Origin of the sequence: Flavobacterium saliperosum (assembly GCF_900100625.1) — a bacterium.
In the GTDB taxonomy this organism is placed as follows: domain Bacteria; phylum Bacteroidota; class Bacteroidia; order Flavobacteriales; family Flavobacteriaceae; genus Flavobacterium; species Flavobacterium saliperosum.
In genome coordinates this window covers 110916-134280 of the sequence record NZ_FMTY01000003.1, presented here as the reverse complement: position 1 = coordinate 134280, position 23365 = coordinate 110916, and the positions used below count along the sequence as shown (strand labels likewise).

20 protein-coding genes are annotated in these 23365 nt (G+C 40.0%); 3 read left to right on the top strand and 17 right to left on the bottom strand.

The features are described from left to right. The 15 genes from BLQ05_RS06920 to recR all read right to left on the bottom strand — a co-directional run bounded on the left by BLQ05_RS06920 (position 1) and on the right by recR (position 18187). Positions 1-1134 (bottom strand): NAD-dependent epimerase/dehydratase family protein, encoded by a 1134-nt coding sequence (locus tag BLQ05_RS06920; RefSeq protein WP_035654837.1) that lies wholly within the window; start codon positions 1132-1134, stop codon positions 1-3. Next, on the bottom strand, positions 1131-2360 hold the full coding sequence (locus tag BLQ05_RS06915; RefSeq protein ID WP_074460102.1) for a glycosyltransferase: 1230 nt from the start codon (positions 2358-2360) through the stop codon (positions 1131-1133). Before BLQ05_RS06915 ends, BLQ05_RS06920 begins: the two co-directional genes overlap by 4 nt. Then, positions 2353-3456, bottom strand: coding sequence for an acyltransferase family protein (locus tag BLQ05_RS06910; protein ID WP_035654839.1), 1104 nt, complete (start codon positions 3454-3456; stop codon positions 2353-2355). The genes BLQ05_RS06915 and BLQ05_RS06910 overlap by 8 nt, the downstream gene beginning before the upstream one ends. Then, positions 3449-4582 carry a glycosyltransferase gene (locus BLQ05_RS06905; protein ID WP_051365780.1) on the bottom strand — a complete coding sequence of 378 codons (1134 nt, stop codon included), beginning with the start codon at positions 4580-4582 and terminating at the stop codon, positions 3449-3451. The genes BLQ05_RS06910 and BLQ05_RS06905 overlap by 8 nt, the downstream gene beginning before the upstream one ends. After that, positions 4579-5640, bottom strand: coding sequence for a glycosyltransferase (locus tag BLQ05_RS06900; protein WP_023577269.1), 1062 nt, complete (start codon positions 5638-5640; stop codon positions 4579-4581). Before BLQ05_RS06900 ends, BLQ05_RS06905 begins: the two co-directional genes overlap by 4 nt. 5 nt (positions 5641-5645) lie before the next feature. Beyond that, positions 5646-6593 carry a glycosyltransferase family 2 protein gene (locus tag BLQ05_RS06895; RefSeq protein ID WP_023577270.1) on the bottom strand — a complete coding sequence of 316 codons (948 nt, stop codon included), beginning with the start codon at positions 6591-6593 and terminating at the stop codon, positions 5646-5648. Between the two features lie 22 nt (positions 6594-6615). Then, positions 6616-7164 (bottom strand): acyltransferase, encoded by a 549-nt coding sequence (locus BLQ05_RS13905; RefSeq protein ID WP_023577271.1) that lies wholly within the window; start codon positions 7162-7164, stop codon positions 6616-6618. Between the two features lie 494 nt (positions 7165-7658). After that, a complete protein-coding gene (locus BLQ05_RS06885; RefSeq protein WP_035654841.1) occupies positions 7659-9116 on the bottom strand; it encodes an MOP flippase family protein in 1458 nt (485 codons plus the stop codon). Next, positions 9116-10360, bottom strand: a complete 1245-nt coding sequence (locus tag BLQ05_RS06880) for a glycosyltransferase family protein (protein ID WP_023577273.1) — start codon at positions 10358-10360, stop codon at positions 9116-9118. The genes BLQ05_RS06885 and BLQ05_RS06880 overlap by 1 nt, the downstream gene beginning before the upstream one ends. A gap of 33 nt (positions 10361-10393) precedes the next feature. Further along, complete coding sequence (locus BLQ05_RS06875; RefSeq protein ID WP_023577274.1) at positions 10394-11671, bottom strand: nucleotide sugar dehydrogenase; 1278 nt, start codon at positions 11669-11671, stop codon at positions 10394-10396. 17 nt (positions 11672-11688) lie between these two features. Further along, complete coding sequence (locus tag BLQ05_RS06870) at positions 11689-13080, bottom strand: UDP-glucose 6-dehydrogenase (protein WP_023577275.1); 1392 nt, start codon at positions 13078-13080, stop codon at positions 11689-11691. A gap of 75 nt (positions 13081-13155) precedes the next feature. Continuing rightward, a complete protein-coding gene (locus BLQ05_RS06865; RefSeq protein ID WP_023577276.1) occupies positions 13156-14136 on the bottom strand; it encodes an SDR family oxidoreductase in 981 nt (326 codons plus the stop codon). Positions 14137-14225: 89 nt separating this feature from the next. After that, positions 14226-16679: an exopolysaccharide transport family protein gene (locus tag BLQ05_RS06860; protein WP_023577277.1), complete on the bottom strand. Its 2454-nt coding sequence runs from the start codon at positions 16677-16679 to the stop codon at positions 14226-14228. A gap of 9 nt (positions 16680-16688) precedes the next feature. Next, complete coding sequence (locus tag BLQ05_RS06855) at positions 16689-17483, bottom strand: polysaccharide biosynthesis/export family protein (RefSeq protein ID WP_023577278.1); 795 nt, start codon at positions 17481-17483, stop codon at positions 16689-16691. An 83-nt stretch (positions 17484-17566) separates the two neighbouring features. After that, a complete protein-coding gene (gene recR, locus BLQ05_RS06850; protein WP_023577279.1) occupies positions 17567-18187 on the bottom strand; it encodes a recombination mediator RecR in 621 nt (206 codons plus the stop codon). Between the two features lie 84 nt (positions 18188-18271). Between recR and BLQ05_RS06845 the strand changes: the two genes are divergently transcribed. Beyond that, positions 18272-19768 (top strand): sodium:solute symporter, encoded by a 1497-nt coding sequence (locus BLQ05_RS06845; RefSeq protein WP_023577280.1) that lies wholly within the window; start codon positions 18272-18274, stop codon positions 19766-19768. Here BLQ05_RS06845 and BLQ05_RS06840 read toward each other — a convergent pair. Beyond that, positions 19765-20130 (bottom strand): CoA-binding protein, encoded by a 366-nt coding sequence (locus BLQ05_RS06840; protein ID WP_023577281.1) that lies wholly within the window; start codon positions 20128-20130, stop codon positions 19765-19767. The genes BLQ05_RS06845 and BLQ05_RS06840 overlap by 4 nt on opposite strands. A gap of 145 nt (positions 20131-20275) precedes the next feature. Between BLQ05_RS06840 and BLQ05_RS06835 the strand changes: the two genes are divergently transcribed. Next, on the top strand, positions 20276-20899 hold the full coding sequence (locus tag BLQ05_RS06835) for a MarC family protein (protein ID WP_023577282.1): 624 nt from the start codon (positions 20276-20278) through the stop codon (positions 20897-20899). 47 nt (positions 20900-20946) lie between these two features. Further along, positions 20947-22377 (top strand): SDR family oxidoreductase, encoded by a 1431-nt coding sequence (locus tag BLQ05_RS06830; RefSeq protein ID WP_023577283.1) that lies wholly within the window; start codon positions 20947-20949, stop codon positions 22375-22377. A 47-nt stretch (positions 22378-22424) separates the two neighbouring features. Here the strand turns inward: BLQ05_RS06830 and ctlX are convergent, their stop codons facing one another. Continuing rightward, positions 22425-23363 (bottom strand): citrulline utilization hydrolase CtlX, encoded by a 939-nt coding sequence (ctlX, locus tag BLQ05_RS06825; protein WP_023577284.1) that lies wholly within the window; start codon positions 23361-23363, stop codon positions 22425-22427. Between the last annotated feature and the right edge of the window lie 2 nt (positions 23364-23365).

Below are 23365 nucleotides of genomic sequence, written 5' to 3'. Positions count from 1 at the left end.
TTATTTGAATAATCCTTTAGCGCGCATTTCTTCGATGGATTTCGAATAGTTGTCGGCAACTACTTCCTGAGAAATAACCCATTCGGTAAATTTCTTCACACCGGTTGCAAAATCATATTTTGGGGAAAACCCAAGTCGGGTTTCAATTTTATGCAAATCGGCAAAATTATGTCGGATGTCCCCAAGACGGAAATTTCCGGACACATTGATGGCAATATCAGAATTATAAAATGCTTTCAAACATTGTGCAACTTCAAGTACCGTAGTGGGCACTCCGGAACCTACGTTAAAAACCTGATAATTGGCTTCGGATTTTTCGATACCGGCAATAGTGGCATTAACCACATCAGCAACAAATACAAAATCGCGGCTCTCCATTCCGTCTTCGAAAATGGTAAGATCGTTTCCGTTTCGGATTTGCGTGGAAAAAATGGAAAGGATTCCGGTATACGGATTTTTGAGTGACTGTCCTGGACCGTACACGTTTTGATAACGGTAGGCCACGGCAGGAACTCCTATGGATTTACAAACATTCAAAACCATTTGTTCCTGATTTTGTTTCGTAATCCCGTAAACAGACGAAGGATGGATTTTGGAATCCTCATCCGTCGCTGCCAAAACAACGGTTGTATTACAGTAAGGGCATTTCGGTTCAAAATCACCCCGTAACAAATCACCTTCAACACGCTCTTCCGGATAAACAGCGCCGTGAGTGGCACAAATGTATTTTCCCTCCCCATAAATGGCTCGTGAAGAAGCTATGATGACTTTTTTGACCGTATGTTTTTCATTGACCAGATAATCCAGAAAAATAGCAGTGCCGTTCACATTAACATCCACATATTTCTGCACTTCATACATCGACTGACCAGTTCCGGTTTCCGCTGCCAAATGCACCACAACAGTAGCTTTTTCCAATGCTTTATACCAATCCGATTTGTTTCTTACATCGCCTTGAATAAAATCAACTTTACCCTGAATGGACCGATAAAGGCTTGAAGACGAAGCATCACCGTGAATTTGCGGCGACAGATTATCCAAAACCGTTACCTCATAGCCTAAAGCGACCAGCTGCAAAGCCAGATTGGAACCAATAAAACCGGCTCCACCGGTAATTAAAACACGTTCTTTCATTTTTGGGGAGATTTACTGCAAATATCCGTTAATTTATTTAAAGATTGAATATAACTCACGGCGCTTTTTTCCATTGAAAAATAGCGAATACCATATTCTCTAATGACCTGATGCTTTACCTCGCCTAACTGTTCCACAAATGTTACGGCATTCGCAATGGCACTTTTCTGATCGTGACGGAATAAAAAACAATCGGGAACCCGTGTTAAGATGTCTTCACTGTCACCAATACCTGCCGAAGCTATAGTGGGTAACCCCATCAAAAGATATTCTCCTAACTTAATGGGCGCCACCCCTTGCATGCTGTATTTGGGTTCGCGAATCGCAAAAGCCACGTCCGCCGCAGAAAGACAATTAGGAACCTGTTCAAAGGGAACCTTCTTTACAAAAATATTTTTGTTTAACAATTCTGGTATTTTTCCGTAGGTAAACTCGGGATTCCCGGTGAGAATCAAAAACTTGGCCTTTTGGTTTCGGTTATGATACCGCGAAAAAATCTCCAGCATTTCGCGCCAGCCGTACTGTGCCCCTAACGAGCCACAGTAAACAAAAAGCCTGTCTGTGTCAGAACAAGCAAACCCAGACCTTACTATGGTTCGTTGCTCGAGATCTGGTTTAAAAAAATCCGTATTTCTTCCATTGGAAACCACTGAAAATTTCTCTAAATTTTCATTACCGATGGTCTTTAAATGAATTTCGATGGCCTTTTGGGAGCGGGTAATTACGCTGTCGGCCTTTCGAAGCATTTTCTTCTCTTCGCTTTTCAAAAACCGATACTGTCTGCTGTCACGGGATAAACCGGAAAAATCCACCCGCTCATCAAGCGCTAATCCGTCAGCATCAAAGAGAATCTTAAAATTACCTTTACCCATTCTGTTTACCATAAAAGCCGGCAGGGTACTTCGTGGCATAACAATATCGATTTCATGCTCTTTTACGTACCGATTTAAAAACCGAATCCCTTTAAACAGGGAAAAAACACTTCCAAAAGTAGCATTGGGCTTACGTAAAATTGTTTTTGCTGTATAGGTAATTCCCAATTCATGTGCCTTTCTTTGAGTAACCGCAAGGCGCTCCGGTGTTCCCCATGTAAATTGGATCACATGAAACTGATAATCGGATTGCTGTTGAACCGCGTTAAAAATAGGCAGGAACAAACCTTCCATATAACTGGTTTGCGGGCCATCCCAAGTGATGAAAAGAATCTTTGGAAACTTGCTACTCATTTAATTCGGCTTTACTTGCAGCACTTTGTACTGTGGTGTATTTTGTTTTCATTTTGAGGAAACGCTTTTCAAAGTAATAATAAGACAGATGTGCTATACCTATTATCGCTATTGGCACTAATGCATATATTGCAATCATCTTTAATCCATCACCAATGACAATTTTACTGAACAATAACGATACGGCATATATTACCAGTGGATTGTATACATAAAGTCCGAATGAAATTTTTCCTAAATAATCAAAAACCGGATTCTCTAAAGAGACAAATTTATTCGAATTATTTACCTGATTGAAAATTATTACAAGTGTGAAAAAGGATACAATCTCGTGATCAATTATGGAAGTGATATGAAATCTATTGAATGCTACCACCACAAAAAACAACCAGGCTGCAATTTCAACCCATTTTTGATTTAAAACCTGAAGTTTCTCTTTATGATAATAAAACAAGTACGCGCCAAGACCGCCAAGGGCTAAGCAGCCAAAACGGGTATAGTTTACAAAAACCAAAATATTGTATGGCGCTTTAAAAATTCTTAATCCCAGTTTTAAAAGCACATAACCTACAGGAATCAAAATCAAAATCAACAAAAGGTGTTTGCTTTTCTTCACAATCCATGGCCAAAAAGCATAAAATTGTTCCTCTACCCCTAACGACCAGTAATGTCCCATCATATAGGTAACTTTTTGATTTCCCAGAACCGTGTTCACTATCCCTGTAAAAGAGTTTTTAAAATTCGGAATCATCAATAAATAGAACAAAATAGGCCAATGAATTTCAGAAACGCCATTCACTAAAACGATAATAATAATGTAAAAATAATACAGGGGCCAAATGCGTAAAACCCGACGCATATAAAATTTCTTAACGTCTATGTCACCGGTTTTTTCGAATTCCTTTAAAAGAAGATAAGTGATTAGAAAACCACTCAATGTGAAAAACATCGTTACGCCAAAAGAGGCCAGATCCAACAATTCTCCTTTTGGCAGACCATAATAATCCAAGCGGTTATTGATATGTGAAAACACAACTGCCATGGCGGCTATGGCACGTATTCCGTTCAGTCCGGGTAAAAATATTTTTTCAGACATTGTTTATCTTATTCTTTTTTATAAGTTCGAAATAAATTTCTTCCACTTTTTGCACATACCGTTCTTCTGTGTAATTGCGAATAGCTTTCTCGTATCCGGCGATACCCATTTCATTTCGCAACTGCTCATTTTCATATAAAACCTCAAGTTTCATTGCAATGGCATCAATATCAAATTTTTCAACCAAATAGCCGGTTACGTTATCGTCAACAATGTATTGCATTCCGCCTACTTTAGTGGCAACTACCGGTAATTTACTTAACATGGCTTCCGCTAAAACCAATCCAAAAGCCTCATAGGCAGAAACCAGGGAAAAGATATTGAAAATACTGTAATAAAGTGCAACATCACTTTGATACCCCGCAAAGATAACATAGTCATTCAATTGCAAATCAGCTACTTGCTTTTCATACCGTTCACGTTCTTGTCCATCGCCAACCAGCACTAGCTTAACCGGTAACTTTTTCTGAACCAGTAGTGCAAAAGCGGCAATAAGATCGGAAAACCGTTTATGATTATCATCTCGCATTCGTCCTATAGATCCGATAACGATATTGGAAACTCCAATTCCTAACGATTCTTTTAAAAAAGTGATTTCTTCCGTGCTTACCTTTCTGGGAGCGGCAATCCCGTTTAGTATCAGTTGTACTTTTTCCGCCTTAATTTTTAAGGTATGGATAAGATACTCCGTTGCAGCCGGTGAAACTCCTATGGCCTTATCAGATAACATCCCGAAAAACTTCATGAGCATATTGCCTTTCCAACTTCTGTTTTGGGGATCTGAGGTTTCCTCTATAATAACAACCGGCACTCGCATTACAAAACCACAAATCGCAGCCATCGTAACCCCTTCAAAAACAGCCCCATGAATAATATGAGGTTTGAATTCGGTGATGATACGGTTGACTTTCTGGAATTGTTTGTAATCAAATGGTGAATTCAAATCACCAATGACAATAACCTCAACACCGAGTGCCCTGATTTCATCAGCGATACCGCCTTTAGTGTTGGTGCATATGATTTTCAGTTCGAACCGCGATTTATCCAACAATTTGGCCATCGATAATCTTCTGCGTTCCACACCTCCGGACCCTACGGTATCCAATATGTTCAAAACTCTAATCATAGTAATGCTTCATAAAAATTTTCCAAATGGGTGACATATTTTTCAGAGGTAAACCGATTGTTCGCATATGCTTTAGCGGCCGCTCCAACTGCTTCCAATTCCGACAAAGAAAGCTTCGATATGACATTAAGTTTCTTTGTCAATTCACCTTCCTGATTGGGATCAAAAAGCCATCCGGTAAGACCTTCCTCTATGAATTCCGGAATACCGCCCACATTCGAACACAAACAAGGTAATCCCTGTTGCATCGCTTCTACCACGGCGATTCCGAATCCTTCAGACAACGAAGGCAGCACAAACAAATGTGCTTGGGACAGGAAAAATTCGGGTGTTTCCGAAAAACCGGTAATAACAACCCTATGCTCCAAATTGAATTCCTTAATCATTTGTTCCAGTGCGGTTCGGGTTCTTCCGTCACCAACCAACAATAATCGTGATTCTTTATTTTCAAGCTGTGCAAACGCTTTAATAAGCAATTGTTGGTTCTTCACTGTTTCCAAACGACCTACACAAACAATGGTGAAAGCATCCGTCAGGTGTTTTTTAAAAAACATCGGTTTGCTGACAGGATTATAAATTACGATTCCTTTTTCGGAAGGAAGCTCTTTAATAGCAATCAGAAAATCGTTAACCGCTTTGGATACACAAATTACTTTCTTAACGAATTTATAAACGAACCGAAACACAAACCGTGCAACAGGAGAGTGATTAGGCAATCCGATTTCCTCAGCCACTACAATTTTTACCCCGGCAAGTCGCGCGGCAATCACGCCGTGAAAATTGGCTTCGGCGGCGGCGGTATGCACCACATCCGGTTTAACTTTGCGAAACCATTTGTAAAGCACCCATATGTTTTTTAAATTGGTAATGGCGGGATTGTTATTGAACACCGTAACGTCAAAACCGCGTTCCTGCAGTATTTTTTCGGCATTCCCACCATGACCGATTGCCGCAAATACATACTCGTGCTTGAGAAGGGTTTTGTCTTCAGTAAACGAAAGGTATTTTCGCTCCTGCCCTCCAAAATCAAGCAAAGTTGTTATGCGGACTATTTTCATTTTCTTTATTTTAAAATTTTACGAAGGATAAATTTAAGGTACAGGCGAAGGTATCGGTTATACTTCTTCGATGCAATCATTCGGGCTCCTATTTTAAGTGGAATTCCGTAGAGCAAATCCAAAAGAAAATAGCGATGCTTATTGCCCTTTAGGCTTTCTTTCGCTTTGGTATGCCAATTTTCATCAAAATAATAAGGATATAAATTGAAATACACGTATTTACTGATGAATTTTGAAAATTCGGGATCTTTCACGGTTGCCATCAAAGGGGCATACAATGTATTGATAGTCCCAACAAGCGTTAAGGCAACATCCGGTTTCGTAGCTGTGGCCTGATTTGTATCTTCCTCAGAATAATACACAAGCGTATTCTTAATATAGTAAGCACTACCGCCACTGGCAACCGCTCTTAACCAGACATCAATATCTTCCCCTCTTTTTAAGTTGGTATTAAAACCGGGATTCTTTTTAAAAAAATCAGTTTTTACGACAGAAGAAGACGAGGTGAATAACGTGTTTCGGATGGCTATTTTAAAATAATTCTCTATTTTATAATAATGGAATTGGAAAGCATCTTTAGCCAATTTTTCACTGTCTCGGGTATAATGACATCCGATTATCGTAACATTTTCTGTTCCTTCCTTGGAAATAACTTCAGCCATTTTTTCTAAATAGCGGGCATTCCAGCAATCATCGGCATCTAAAAAGGCAATAAAAGGAAAAGTGGCAAGCGCTATTCCGCTATTTCTTGCCGCAGAAACACCCTGATTTTTTTGGGAAACAAGCCTTACTTTATCCTGAAACTGCTGCAAAACAACAGCCACACCATCGTCGGTGGAACCATCATCCACTACAATCACTTCAAAATCACGATAGGTTTGCTGAAAAACAGCATCGAGACAACGCCGTATGAAAGCGGCTTTGTTGTAAAGAGGGATAACTATTGAAAACATAACTGAATTGTATCGGATCTTTTTATTTCCATGCCACCTGTTCTTTAATCACTTTTGCCGGAACCCCGGCAGCCAAGCAATAAGGAGGAACATCCCTGTTCACCAGAGATCCTGCAGCAATAATGGCACCGTCACCAATAGTAACTCCTTTTAAAACCGTAACATTGGCGCCAATCCACACCTTATTCCCGATGCGAATGGGCAGTACGGCACTTTCTTCCTTACCGATAATGGTGTGGGCATCACTGTCCCAGGCGGTGAAATTATCGGAAATGGCAACGTCATGTCCAATGGTGATTTCCTTATAGCAACGAATTTTAGCATAACGGTTAATGTAACCACTCCCTAAATTCAGTTTGGCGTTTTTAAAAACCATCACATCACAACCACTGTGAATAAAAAACGTATTCTTCACCGCAATTGCCGCATTTTCATAAAGCTCCAGGTTTCCAATAAACGGATCAGGTTTTGTTATGAACCGATTTAGTGCCAAATGTCCGTTCTCAAGATCTATGGAAGCCGATTTGTCAATGGAATAAGAACATTTTCCAAATAATAATATTCGGCTCATATTGCTCCTCTTCCCCTTTGTAAAGAGATTTATGAAAAGGGTTTTGGGTTTCAGAAGATGAATGTTGGCAGCATACAGTTTGCGTATAGTTATAATCATCTCGTATTCTAAATTTAGTTAATTCGTTTCTATTGTGTCTGTAAATGGAAGAATCATGCATCAAATAGCATTCAGCAATTGCAAACATTCAGCGCATATTTTATATCGGTGGGATTAAAATCCCTTCCCATATGAAACTGTCGCAGCTACATTTCGATTCACAAAAATTATATGAGAACAAAAATCAGCAATCCATTCGTAATTCCGGCAAAAAAACTGATTTTTTATACTTTCCGTACTAAGTTCATCTGTAAAAACTTGACAGGTCTTAATTTTTAGAAATGACGGCTTGCATTCTTCTGATTCAAATCACTGTAAAAAAACCGCGATTAAACATTGAAAATATTTTATACTCAGATAGTAGCACAAAACCGGTTTCAATTTCAGCAATGCTATTACAGTCTATTTTTCTTTTTGAAAAGTGGTGTTATCATGGCGCCTGTTTCATAAATAAGTTTTTTATCGACCGCGAAAAGTGCTGAAAAATATACAATCACTCCGATACTTACTTTCACGATAAACAAAAGTAATAAAGACTCGATTGTAATGAAATGAAGGCAATAAATAGCGGCTGCCATAACAATCACTGCGAAAATAACGCTTTTAAGCTTTTTCACGACATCCAATAAACTCAAACCAATCAGACTGATAGCAATGGAATAAACCGGAATGGCAATAAGGGAACCCACGATTAAATAACCCAGTGTGAGTCCGAAAATCCCATATTGAACACCTACAGTAAATGTAATGATTAAGATAAGGTTTACCCAGATCGAAACTTTAAAAGCTAAATTGGCCTTCCCTAACGATTTATAAAGCAATCCATTAAGCGATATGAGCGACTGAAACGCCCCCAATACACTTAACATTGACAATATCGGGATCATTTCAGACCATTTTTCACCAAAAAACAACAACACAAATTCTCTGGAAACCACAGACATGCCAATCATCATCGGAAACGTGATTAAGGCGATGTATTGAATGATTCTTAAATATTGCATTCGGATTAACGGAATGTCATTTTGAATTTTTGAAAAAGCGGGAAACAAAACTTTTGAAAAAACAGAGGTAATATTTCTTAAAGGAAGCATCATCAGGGAATAGGCTCGGGCGTAAATTCCAAGATCGGAACTGCCCAATACTTTTCCGATTATAAAATTATCATAGTTTCGTGACCAGTAATTAATGGTAGTATCTCCCAAAACATTAAACCCGAAAGAAGAAAGTTCTTTGATTTTGCTCCAATGAAAAATGAAATCCGGTTTCCACGATGCGCCAAACCAGTAGAGAATGGAATTGACAAAAGCAGTGCTCAGTGTCATCCAAACTATAGCCCAAACACCATAGCCAAAATAGGTAAGATAGAACGCAACACCGTATCCGAAAAGTGTGGCAATCCAATTAAAAACGACTTTCCGTTTAAAATTCAGGTCTTTAACTAAGAGGTTCGATTGTACGGCAGTAAATGAAGTTATTATAAAAGTTAGACACAACACCCTGATAATCAAAACCAGTTCGGGTTCATTATAAAAAGTACTGATCAAAGGCGCAAATAAAAAAAACAGCAGATAAAGAAGCGCTCCAACAATCATGTTAAACCAAAAAACGGTGGAAAAGTAATCGTTACCGGCCTCTTTTTTCTGAACAAGGGCAGCACCAAATCCCATGTCAATAAAAAGCACCGCAAAATTGGTAAAAACTGTAACCAATCCGATGATTCCGAAAGCAGTAGGAGCTAAAATACGCGCCAGATAAATACTAAAAATAATAAAGATAAATTGCGTTACAAACTGATCCGCGAAAGACCAAATTAAACTGCTTTTTACTTTACTTTTTAAAACTTGCGACATTAACTTAAGATTTTAGCCCACTTTTCAACAATCTGTTTTCTGAAAAAATAATCCCGGATTAAAGAAGCGTTGATTTTACACTGCGCCTTCTCATCCTCAAAATGGGCAACAATCCCTTCCAGTTTTCCGGAAAGCTGATCAAACTCATTGATGTCATGATAATAAAGACCCAACTGTCGCAGGGTATTGTAAGGCAACCAGCCTCCGGTGATGGCAATACTACCGGCATACATCATTTCGGTAAGTGTTGCGCTTAACGCGTCGGAAACCGGTACGTGAATGAAAACGTCGGTGGCAAGTCTTGAGAAAACCAACTCATCGCCGGTAAAAAATTTCTCGATTATGACATAGTCAATCCCCGTTTCCTTAAAAGCGGTATGCAGTTGCTCTTTATACGAGTCGTATTGGTCTTGAGGTAAAGCATAACAAAGGTTAACAATCAGATGAAGTTTTTCTTTATGAGGAAAAGAACGAAGGGCCGCAATGCATTTCAGATGATTGTTTTGCGGGTTGCCGTTATGTCCTATGGCCACATTAAGTTTAGTGGATGAGAAACCATAGTCCTTTTTGAAATTTACAACGGACTCATCGGATATTAAAAAAGTATCAATCCCGTTAAAAACCGATTCGTCAATGGGGAAATTGTTTATTTGAATTTTATCGTAAAGCGTTCTGCCGAATTTGGATAAAATGATCTCACGCATTTCTGTGGACTGGCAGGTAATAACATCCGCTCGGTGGAGTGCCTTCTTAACGAAATAATGGTTAAACGTATCGGAAGTTCGCATCAAATCAGAGCCCCAAAACGAGCAGACAATTTTTTTTCCTTCGGGGACCAAAAACAATTCCCTAAGATAACTGTACTGCATGTAATGAAAATGAAACGTATCGATGTTCGCAAAATTATCATTCTGCAAAAAGAAGGCTTTTTCTTTTACACTCTCAATCAAAAAATGCAGTGCTTTGGACACCTTTTTTTCAAAAAAAAGCATGAAAAAAAATGCCCCGTAATGGTGTTTGGAGAACATCAGTACGATTGCAGCTTTACAATAGTAAAATGGTGTTGTTTTTTTTTTCAGTCCGGTATTGTCATACATCCAGTCGGATACCGCCACATGCTCTTTAACTTCCCTGTAAGACGGAACTGTTATCGTGAAATCAGGATAAACCGTTTTTAAGGCTCCGTATAAAAAAGACAAAAAATTGTTTTGCGCGACGCCTAAAACCAAAATCTTTTTACCCATAAATTCAGTTTTTATTCTCTGATACTACGAAAATTATAACTTCCCGTCTGCGGTAGCTCCTAAAATGCCTTTCACGTCATACAGTAAACTGTTCTCTTTTTGCAGTGAACCGAAATCCATGTTCAGGAACTCTTTATGAGCTACGCCTAAAATAATCGCGTCAAACTTATCTGTTGGCAATACATTGGTTGTGGTTAGTCCGTATTCGTGCATCACCTCATCAGGATTGGCCCAAGGATCATAAACCGTAACATCCGTTTCGTAATCTTTAAGCGCGGTAACCACATCAATGATTTTGGTATTGCGCACATCCGGGCAATTTTCCTTAAACGTAAAACCTAACATTAAGATTTTGGAACCGTTCACTTTGATGCTTTTTTTAATCATCAGTTTCACCACCTGGGAAGCCACATAATCGCCCATGCTGTCGTTCAAACGACGTCCGGCCAATATGATTTCAGGATGATAACCGTGTTCCTGTGCTTTTTGTGCCAGATAATACGGATCCACACCGATGCAGTGTCCACCAACCAATCCCGGTTTGAACGGAAGGAAATTCCATTTGGTACCGGCGGCTTCCAAAACAGCATGGGTATCAATATCCAGAATATTGAAAATCTTAGCCAATTCGTTCACAAAGGCAATATTGATATCGCGTTGGGAATTCTCGATTACTTTGGCCGCTTCAGCCACTTTTATGCTAGGTGCCAGATGCGTTCCTGCTGTAATCACGCTTTTATATAATGCATCCACTTTTTGTCCGATTTCCGGAGTGGAGCCTGAAGTTACTTTTAATATTTTTTCCACCGTATGCTCTTTATCGCCCGGGTTGATGCGCTCAGGGGAATAGCCGGCAAAGAAATCCACATTGAATTTCAGTCCGGAGATTTTTTCCAGAACCGGAATACATTCTTCTTCGGTAACCCCTGGATAAACGGTAGATTCGTAAATAACGGTATCTCCTTTTTTCAAGACTTTTCCAACCGTTTCACTCGATTTGTATAACGGTGTCAGATCCGGTCGGTTGTTTTTATCCACCGGAGTGGGAACGGTTACGATGTAATAATTGCAGTCGGCGATATCTTCCAAAGCAGCAGAACAGTAAAGTCCGTTGGCGTTAGACGTCTTTTCAACCAAAACCGCTTTCAACACTTCATTATCCACTTCCAGAGTGGCATCTATGCCATGATTCAATTCAGCAATTCGGTTCGTATTAATATCAAACCCGACTACTGGATATTTTGTGGCAAACAGTCGTGCCAAAGGCAAACCTACATAACCCAATCCGATAACGGCTATTTTTATACTCATAGTTTTAGTTTGTATGCTTAAGAACCGATGGATTGATAAACAAATCCTATTTTCTCTAATGCTTTTTTATCCAATAAATTTCTGCCATCAAAAACAAACGCCGGTTTCAGCATACTGTCGTAAATCTTTTGCCAGTCGTATTCCTTAAATTCATCCCATTCGGTTAAAACCGCAATCGCATGTGCTCCTTCACAGGCGGCGTATGGATTGTTTTCAACAATTATTCCTTTTGTATTTTCCGTTTCGGAACGGGTATCCAGGTAATTCAAATCCGCAAGAATCTGCTCTTCAGTCACTTTTGGATCGTAAACAGAAAGATGTGCCTGTTCGCTCAACAAATCGTCTGCCACATAAATCGCTGCCGATTCACGGGTATCGTTGGTGTCTTTTTTGAAAGCCCAACCCAAAAAGGTGATTTTCTTTCCGGACACAGTGTTGTATAAGGTACTGATGATGTTTTTCGCAAAACGACGCTTCTGGTGATCGTTCATGATGATAACCTGTTCCCAATAATCGGCAACTTCGTTCAAACCGTATGATTTGGCAATGTAAACCAGATTCAGTATGTCTTTTTGGAAACAAGAACCTCCGAAACCAACCGAAGATTTTAAAAACTTAGGGCCGATACGGCTGTCCATTCCAATCGCTCGGGCCACTTCATTCACGTCGGCTCCCGTTTTTTCACACAATTCGCTCATCGCATTGATGGATGAAACACGTTGTGCCAAAAAAGCATTGGCGGTTAATTTCGACAATTCGGAAGACCAAACGTTGGTAGTCAGAATGCGGTCTTTCGGAACCCAATTTGCGTAAATATCGACCAAAGCCTGAATGGCTTTCTGACCTTCCGGTGTGGTGTCGCCACCAATCAAAACACGATCGGGTGCAAACAAATCTTGTACGGCGGTTCCTTCCGCTAAAAATTCGGGATTCGAAAGAATCTGAAACTGCACACCGTTACCGGTATGGTCCAAAATATCTTTGATGGCACTGGCGGTTCGCACCGGCAAGGTTGATTTCTCTACAACTATCTTATCGGTTTTTGCCACGCGGGCAATCTGACGGGCACACAACTCGATATATTTCAAATCGGCGGCCATACCTTTCCCTACGCCATAGGTTTTTGTTGGCGTGTTTACGGAGATAAAAATCATATCCGCTTCCGCAATGGCTTTATCCACTTCCGTTGAGAAAAACAGGTTTCTTCCGCGGGCTGCCGCAACAACATCACTTAACCCCGGTTCGTATACCGGAATATTGTCGGTATTCACATCATTCCAGGCGGCAATTCGCTTTTCGTTCAAATCGACAACCGTTACTTTAATATGCGGGCATTTCTGGGCAATAACAGCCATTGTAGGCCCCCCAACATATCCTGCTCCGATACAACAAATCCTTTTTATTTCCATTTTATATTTTCACCAAATGGTTCTACTTCTTACTTTTAACTTCTAATCCTGTTTAAACCGTGATTTCGATTCGGTTTACTTCAAATGCTCCCAATACCATTTCACCGCTTCTTTCAGCCCTTGCGTAATGGAAAACTGCGGACTATACTCCAATAGTTCTTTGGCTTTTTCAATGCTCGCCAGCGAATGCGGAATATCCCCCATACGATTCGGGCCGTGAACTACCTGAACATTCTTAATTTCCGAATCAAACTCCGACAGGTATTCTTTCAGATAATGAATCAAATCGTTTAATGTGGTTCTGTCTCCAAAAGCGGTATTGTACACGGTATTAATCGCTTTCGGATTTTGAGTGGTTAACGCCAGTTCATTCATCTGAAGTACATTATCGATATACGTAAAATCACGGGAATAATTACCGTCTCCGTTAATAACCGGACTTTCATGCTGCATCAGTTGCATCACAAACTTAGGGATTACGGCAGCATAGGCTCCGTTCGGATTTTGTTTGCGCCCGAAAACGTTGAAATACCGCAATCCGATGGTTTCCATCCCGTAGGTTTTACTGAACACATCCGCATACAATTCATTCACGTATTTGGTTATTGCATAAGGGGAAAGGGGTTTCCCGATGGTATCCTCAACTTTCGGTAAACTTTCGGAATCACCGTAAGTGGAAGAACTCGCCGCATAGACAAATCGTTTGACTCCGGCTTCCTTAGAAGCATGAAGCATGTTCAAAAATCCGGAAACATTCACTTCATTGGAAGTAATAGGATCCTGAATGGAACGCGGTACCGATCCCAAAGCCGCCTGATGCAAAACATAATCCACCCCGTCCAACGCTTTTTGACAAATAGCATAATCCCTGACATCCCCTTCAATAAGCTGAAAATCAGGATTGGAAAACAAATGCTCTATATTATGACGAAATCCGGTTGAAAAATTATCCAGACACACTACCCCATACTTCCTTTCCAGAAAATACTCACATAAATTGGACCCTATAAATCCGGCACCTCCAGTAATAAGAACAGTAGTATTAGTCACAGGCATTTTATATAATTTGAGTACAAAGATACGCTAATTTCACAAATCGCTTTACTTGAAAAAAAACATGAAATTACCGTTTTGGTAAAACAATACTATTTTTTAAACCACCTTGATTTGACTTTTTCAAGGAACGTTTTTGGTTTTTCCACTTCAAGATAACCGCTTCCGTATGCACCGTAACCATAGCCGTAACCATAGCCGTAACCATAGCCGTATTTGGCCCTGCTTTCAAAATCGTTTAGTACAATACTGATATTATGCAATTCGCCCCGTTTGTGTTTTTCATTAACAATGGACAACATTCCTTTCTTGGTAAAATTCTGTCGGGTTACATACAATGTGGCATCACAATACTGAGCCAGCTCCAAAGCATCGGCCACTAATCCTACCGGAGGTGTATCTAAGATAATGTATTCGTATAATTCCCTTAACTCCTCAATCATTTCACGCATCGAATCCCCAAGAATCAATTCGGAAGGATTTGGAGGAATAGGTCCGGAAGTAATCACGTCTAGATGAGGAATATGCGTACTCTGAATAATCTCTTTCAATGATTTTTGTCCGATCAGATAATTAACCGCTCCGATATTATTTTCAATACTGAAATCTCCAAAAATTCGCGGTTTACGCAAGTCCAATCCCACGATTACGGTTTTCTTTTCACTCAACGCAAATACCGTAGCCATATTAATCGAACAGAAGGTTTTTCCTTCTCCGCCGACCGACGACGTCAGCATCAATATTTTGGTACCGTCACCCTTCTGTTTTTTATACAAATACTGTAAGGAAGAACGAATCGCCCTGAAAGATTCTGCCAAAGGTGATTTCGGTTTCTCAAAAACAGAAAGGTTATTGGTGGTGTTTTTCTTCCCGACTACTCCAATAATAGGGATTTTAGTTAACTTTTCAATATCATCCGTATTGTGAATGCTATTATCCAGAATCGTAATTACAAATACAATTACCAAAGGAATCAGCATTCCAAGCAACAAGGCCAAAATATAGTTCACACTGGTTTTTGGTCCAAGCAAACCGCCACCGGTATCCTTAGCCGTATCGATAAACTCAATATCCGACACGTTGGCCGCTTTAACAATATCGGCCTCACTTCGTTTTTGAAGGAAGGTATTGTAAATATTGTCGCTTAAATCGTATTTTCGGGTAATTTTCAGCAATTCCTGTTGTTCCTCCGGCAATTTTTTAACCGTACTCTCCACCTCACCGATGTTGCGGTTAACCAGAGCCAAATCGTATTGCAAAGCCGCTTTGGCCGTACTGATGTTTTCCAAAAGAACGCGCTTAATTGCGTCCATTTCTTTATCAAATTCCTTAAAAATCTTTTCGCTTTTCACGGAATAAGACATTTGGGAACGCTCAGTGGAAAGCAAAATCAATTTGGAAACGTTTCCAAGTACGTTTGGATCGTCTATACCGGCTACTGCAGGCGCAGGAAGTTTAGAATAATCATTACTCCCTCTCAAATAAGCATTTAATGAATTATAATATGCTATTTTTCTTAGAACCGCATCTCTTTCCACATCAAAATTGGTGAGGCGTTCCGTCAGCTTTTCCCCTCCGCCCTCTAATTCGAATACATTCTTGTCTTTTCGGAAATCTTTCAGTTCCTTTTCCGTATCCTTTAACTGCCCTTCCATAGCCAGCAATGTACTGTCAATAAAGGCAATGGTGTTAATGGCAAACAGGTTTTTACTGTCCAGTTGTTTTTTCTTAAGAACCTGAACCGTTGCATTCAAATAATCAACAAGTCGTTTTTTATTGGTTCCCTGTAAATCCAAACGGATAATCGATCCGGCTTTGGCATCGGCATCCACATTAATTCCTTTATATCGCGCTACCGTACCGTCAAAACTATTAAAACGGATATAGTATTCATTCCCTTTATACATTCCGGCATCGGGAAGGATAAACAGTTTGAAATTTAAAAATGGTAAATCAACCGTTTCTCCTACTTTGTATTTCTTTGTGAAAGTCCCGCTTTGAACATTTGCAGTGTCGGTGGTATTGGCAGCATACAAATACGTACCAACTGATGTTCCTTCAAAATTAACACTGATCTGGTACTCCGTATCATTCAAGAACTTAATCTGTACAGGAATGCCAGCCAGCTGTTCCCGGGTTTTATCAATCTGAACATAAAAAGGAACATCACCATAAGCATCAGTCAAATTGTATTTCCCCTGCTTGAGATAGTCGATGTAATAATTCAGTTTTTCAACCACCTGTTCGTTGTGTGATCTGGATTTAAGAGCGGTAATTATGGTTTGCACCTTATCTGATGTCCCTCCCCAGTTAAAAACCAAACTGGTGTTCGAAGTAAAAAACGGATTGTTTTCGTCTTTAACCACAATGGATGCGTCCATACCGTAAATTTTCTCTTTACGGATATTGACCTGGTAAGCAATGGTAAAGGTTATGATTAACGAAACCAGAAACCATTTCCAATAACTTAGAATCTTTACGAAAAAACCCTTAAAGTCGAAACTGTTCTGATTTTCTGAAAAGGAAAAATCTTTGATATCTAACATAGAATTCGTTTATAGATTTTTAAGCAATAAAAATGTGGTGGTAACCAATGACAACGCTGTTATGATAGTCGCCACCGACTGTGTTCCGGTTGTTCCCGTTCCCCATGATTTTTGCTTTAAAGGCTTAATATAGATATAATCGTTCGGCTGAATATAGTAATAAGGGGACTGCATGGCTTTCCCGTCGGTAAGATTAATGGTGTGCATTTCGGTACCGTGCGGATATTGGCGGATGATGGTCACTTCTTTACGGTTTCCGGTCATGGTAATATCTCCCGAATTGGCAATCGCTTCCATGATGGTGGCTTTGTCCTGAAACAATATCTTGGTTCCCGGGCTTCCAATCTCACCATTTACGGTATATCGCAATCCGGCCAGTTTTACGGTAACGAAAATATTGGCCTCTTTTTTAAAATAGTCCTCCAACAGCCGTTTTTCAATTTCCTGTCTGACTTCCTCCAGCGTATAACCCAAGACATTGATTTCTCCCAAAACCGGCACTCTTATGTTCCCGTGATCGTCGACACTGAAACCATTAAAATAAAGCCCTTGTTCTGACTGCGCCTGAATCCCTTGAGCTTCAGATGGATTGAACATCTCTACTAATTTTTGATCCAGCGCTTTTATTTTTACACTCAAGATATCATTAACCTGAACTCTGTAAGGCTTATTAACTACCGGATTTACCGCTACCGACAGACTGTCCTGTTTTGCATTCTGAAGGTATATCAAATCCTTGTTGGGAATACAGGAAACAGCTGAAAATCCAATTATTAACAGTAAAAGAAAAAAACCTCTCTTCATTATTCTTATTTTAAAAAAACAAATATAGTTTTTCAATTGATAATTTTAAACTTATTAGATGATATTAAACCAAAAAGTAACCTTTACATGTTCTTCAGGGAACTCTCAAACGGAATTCTGTGCATCAAACTGCGTCCTAATGTTACTTCATCGGCGTATTCCAACTCGTCGCCAATGGCTATTCCGCGTGCAATTGCAGAGGTTGTCACTTCGCAGTCTTTAATTTGCTTGTAAATGTAAAAATTGGTGGTATCTCCTTCCATTGTGGAACTTAAGGCAAAAATAACTTCTTTAACAGAGCCTGATTTCACTTTATCCACCAACGAATGGATGTTTAGCTGACTTGGCCCCACCCCGTCAATGGGTGAAATCTTTCCGCCTAAAACGTGATACAACCCTTTAAAAATGCCGGTATTTTCCAATGCCATTACGTCACGGATATCCTCCACCACACAAATTACCGATTGATCTCTGGAGGGATTCGCACAAATTTCACAGACATCCACATCGGAAATATTATGACATTCTTTGCAAAATTTTATCTCTTCCCGCATCTTCAATAAAGCCGATGTCAAAAGCTCGGTTTGCTCTTTTGGTTGTTTTAGCAGATGAAGCACCAGTCGCAATGCGGTACGTTTACCGATTCCCGGTAATTGTGCCATTTCGTTAACGGCCCGCTCTAAAAGTTTTGAAGAAAATTCCATGATGCAAAAGTAGTTAATTTGAAAATGAACCTATTTGAAAATTTGAAGATTATTTGTGTAAATTGGCACACTAAAATTTAAGCAATGACATCGGCAACCATACTTACCATTATTATCATTTACTTTGGGCTTCTGATACTGATTTCCAACATCGTAAGTAAAAAAGATCACGGCAACGATACTTTTTTCAAAGCCAATAAAAATTCGAAATGGTACCTGGTGGCTTTTGGAATGATTGGCACCGCACTTTCGGGTGTGACGTTTATTTCCGTTCCCGGGGAAGTGGGTAATCCTGATTTACAATTTAAATACTTCCAGTTTATTTTAGGAAACGCCATAGGGTTCGTTATCATCGCCAAAGTACTGCTGCCATTGTATTACCGAATGAACCTCACTTCAATTTATGGTTATATCGAACAACGATTGGGAACCATCAGTTATAAAACCTCGGCAATTATTTTCCTGATCAGCAGAACCATCGGATCGGCCTTTCGTTTGTATTTGGTGGTAATCGTGCTTCAACGCTATGTTTTTGACGATTTCAATGTGCCTTTTGCAGCAACCGTTCTGATTTCGCTTGGTTTGATTTTCGCTTACACGTATCGCGGCGGACTGAAAACCATCATTATAACCGACACACTGCAAACGTTTTTCTTGGTTTCCTCTGTTTTTCTGACGATTATTTTTGTCTGCAGAAGTCTGGATTTCAGTGCGATTGAAGCCTTTGAAGCCGTTAAAAACAGTAATTATTCCAAAATATTTTTCTACGAAGATTATCTCAAAGGCAACTATGTAATAAAACAGATTCTGGGCGGAATCTTTGTAACCATTGCCATGGTAGGGCTCGATCAGGATTTAATGCAAAAAAACCTGAGTTGTAAAAACATCGGTGAAGCACAAAAGAACATGTTCACATTTACGGCAATTTTCGTACTGATTAACATTTTCTTTTTGAGTGTAGGGGCTTTATTGTATATGTATGCCGAGAAGAATGGTGTGGCCATACCAATGGTTGACGGCATTGCCCGAACGGATTACCTTTTTCCCGAAATCGCATTCAAGCATTTAAGCATCATTCCGGCAGTGATTTTCCTGTTGGGGCTGACAGCGGCTACATTCGCCACAACAGACAGTGCTCTAACCGCTTTAACCACTTCCTTTTGCGTTGATTTTCTTGGTATGGACAAAGCCGAAAACGCGAACAACATGAAGACGGTACGAACAAGACATTTCGTCCACCTTACGTTTTCCTTTTTAATGTTTTTGGTGATATTGGTTTTCAATTCACTTAACGACAAATCGGTGGTAACCATGATTTTCACCGTTGCCGGTTATACTTACGGTCCGCTTTTGGGATTGTATGGATTTGGGCTTTTCATAAAATCAAAAACGGTTATTGACAAATTTGTGCCAATCATTTGCCTAGTATCACCACTAATAACGTATTTCATCAATACCAATTCGAAAGACTGGTTTGGTGGTTATGTGTTTTCGTTTGAAATCATCATTCTCAACGGACTGATTACGCTGCTTGGCTTGTTGTTAATCAGCAAACCGGCCACAGGCCAAACTCATTTTTAATACTGATTGGTACTGAGTAAAACCAACGTACAAGCCACGTCAACCTTAATGTTATTCGCTTTCAGCAATTGATAAAATTCCGGATTTTCAGTGCCGGGATTAAAGATTACACGCTTTGGTTTCAATCCGATGATGTAGTTATAATAGTCCCTTTGTCGGACCGGATTCAGATATAAAGTAACGGTGTCTATATTTTTTAAAGGGATTTGTTTGGTTTGTATTTTCACACCCGCCACTTCACCTTCATTTTGACCGATAGCCACCACAGCATGTCCTTTTTCAGTTAAATTAGTCATCGCCATAAACGCATAACGTTCCGGTTTTACAGTCGCTCCAAGCACCAAGGTTTTTTTCGATCTCATCTTATTTTTAATTTCTTTCAAAATTACGCATTTTTATTCTAAATCAATTTCGTACTTTAGTTTTCCGCAAAGGTTAAATAACCTTTCCTTAATTTTTATTTTACGCTTCCGAGCCCACAGTCACATTAATTTTGCAACAAAACCAATGGAATTATTTGTTTACATTTTCGCCGCCGTATTTTCAGTATTAAACCCTTTAGGAGCCGTTCCCGTTTTTGTTGGATTAACACAGCACGACAGCGATGCCGAGCGTTCCAGAACTTCACTCTGGACAGCAATCAACGTATTTATCATTCTTGTAATCTCTTTTTTTATCGGCGAATATGTATTGAAATTCTTCGGCATCAGTATCGATGCTTTGCGTATTGCGGGCGGTATGGTAATTGTGAGCTCCGGTTTTGCTCTTTTAAGCGGTAAGTTTGGAAAAACGCGAGGTGTAAACAAAAAAGTAGCCAGTGATGCCCAAAAAAGAACCGACATCGCCTTAACACCGTTAGCCATTCCGATGCTCGCCGGTCCAGGTTCCATTTCACTGTTAATCGCTTTTTATCAGGATTTCCCAAAAGCATCAGACAAAGCGATTGTTTGCGGTGCTATTTTAGCCGTAGCGCTTTCCATTTTTATCATTTTAAGAAGTGCGCATTATTTATCCCGAATTTTAGGGGCTTCGGGTATCGTTGCGATTTCGAGAATCATCGGATTCATCGTAATTGCAATTGGCGTTCAATACATTAGCGTCTCAGTCACAAACATCTTCAAAACGATTTAACAACTGTTGCACTTTCCTTTTTTGTAACTTTAAAAGAAAAAGGAGCCATGAAAATCTTACTTACCGGTGCCAATGGCTATGTCGGACGCAGACTGCTGCCCGAATTATTGGCACAAGGCCATGAAGTTACCTGCGCGGTCAGAGACAAAATGCGATTGGGACTGGATACGGAAACGCTCTCAAAAATAACCGTTTGGGAAGTCGACTTTTTATCGGAACCTGACTTTAGATGCCTTCCCGAACAAATCGATGTGGCGTATTACCTAATCCATTCCATGACATCATCGACAGAGCATTTTGACAAATTAGAAGCTGTTGCCGCCGAAAACTTCAACATCTACATGAATGAAATTAAGGTAAGACAAGTGGTTTACCTAAGCGGCATTGTAAACAATGGTGTGCTCTCCAAACACCTAAGCTCGCGGAGAAATGTGGAAAAAATACTATACGGCGGAAGATTCAATCTTACAGTTTTAAGAGCCGGAATCGTGGTGGGCTCCGGAAGTTCTTCTTTTGAAATCATTCGGGATCTATGCGAAAAATTGCCGGTGATGATTACCCCGAAATGGGTGCTGACCAAAACACAACCCATCGCCATTCGGGATGTGATCAAATATCTTATCGGCGTTCAACTTCGCGAAGACTGTTACAACCAATCGTTTGACATTGGCGGTCCCGATGTGCTGACCTACAAACAAATGTTGCAATTGTATGCCAAAACCCGCGGATTCAGGAACTGGATTTTCACAGTGCCGGTCATGACCCCGAAACTTTCTTCTTATTGGCTTTATTTCGTGACATCCACCTCCTATAAACTGGCTGTGAATTTGGTAGACAGTATGAAAATTGAAGTGGTAAGTAAAGACAGGCGTTTACAGAAAATGCTGAACATCACTCCCATTTCCTATACCGAAGCCATAAAACTGGCCTTCAAGAGAATCGAACAGAATCTGGTTATTTCCAGTTGGAAAGACAGTTTGGTCAGCGGACGATTCAAACACAATTTATCAGAATTCATTCAGGTGCCCACTTTCGGATGTCTGAGCGATTATCAGAAAATTAAAATCCGGAATCCGGAAAAGGCACTCAATAACATTTGGAGTATTGGCGGCGACAAAGGTTGGTATTACGGCAATTGGATGTGGAAAATAAGAGGTTTTCTCGATAAATTTTTCGGAGGAGTAGGTTTACGAAGAGGCCGAACCAATCCAACACATTTGGACAATGGCGATGCTTTAGATTTTTGGAGAGTCCTTTTGGCCGATAAAGAAAAAAAGCGGTTACTCCTTTTCGCTGAAATGCGTTTACCCGGAGAAGCTTGGCTCGAATTTAAAATTGACGAAAACAATATTTTACACCAAACCGCCACATTCAGACCGAGAGGATTGTGGGGACGGCTTTACTGGTATGCCATGCTACCGTTCCATTACTTTATTTTTGAAGGAATGCTTAAAAACATAGCCGAAAACAACCCATAAAAAAAAAGACCTCAAACGGAGGTCTTTTAAATTTATGCAATCTGAAATTAATCTTCTTTTGGTAAAAACACTTCCGCCATCATGCAACGCGCACTTCCGCCACCGCAAGCTTCGATAGTATCCAAGCTGGAACTTAAAATTTCGCAATGTTTTTCAAGAGCGGCAATTTGCACCGGAGTTAAACTTTGGTGTGCTGATGTACTCATCACTAAATAACGTTTGTCATTTGCACCACGCACCTGCAGCATGTTACCTGCAAAATTGTTTACCTGATCTTCGGTAATCAAAATGATTTCTTTTCCGTCCGATTTCAGGCAATCTAGAACCATTTTACGTTCCTTCTTGTCATCGATACAATCCGCGCAGATTACCGCAAAAGTTTCTCCCAAGCACATCATTACGTTCGTATGGTAAATGTGTTTTCTCTCGCCGTTTACCGTTTGATACGCTTCAAAAATCACCGGATTCATTTCGAAATCTTCACAAAATTCGATCATCAACTCTTCATTCGCTCTTGGTGAAAGTGCGCAATAGGCTTTTCCGTTTTCGCGGTCCAAAAGCAAGCTTCCGGTTCCTTCCAGAAAAAGATCGTCCTCTTCGGCAGAACTGTAATCCACAATCTGTTCTATGTGGAAACCGTTCTCTTCCAGAATATCCAAAATATCTTCTCTTCGTTCCAAACGACGGTTTTCGGCAAACATCGGATACAAAGCCACATCGCCGTTTTCATGGAAAGAAATCCAATTGTTTGGAAATATACTGTCGGGTGTATCCGGGCTAACAGTGTCATCCACCACGATTACGTTCACACCTACATTGCGGAGTTTCGTTACGAAAGTATCAAACTCTTCCTGTGCTTTAGCGTTTACGGTTGCCGGCAATAAATTGTCCAAAACTTTCTGGTAGTAATTGTTTACGGCGGTTTGTTCGTTCATTCGGAAAGCTACCGGACGAATCATCAATATGGTATCGGTTGTCTGTTTCATAA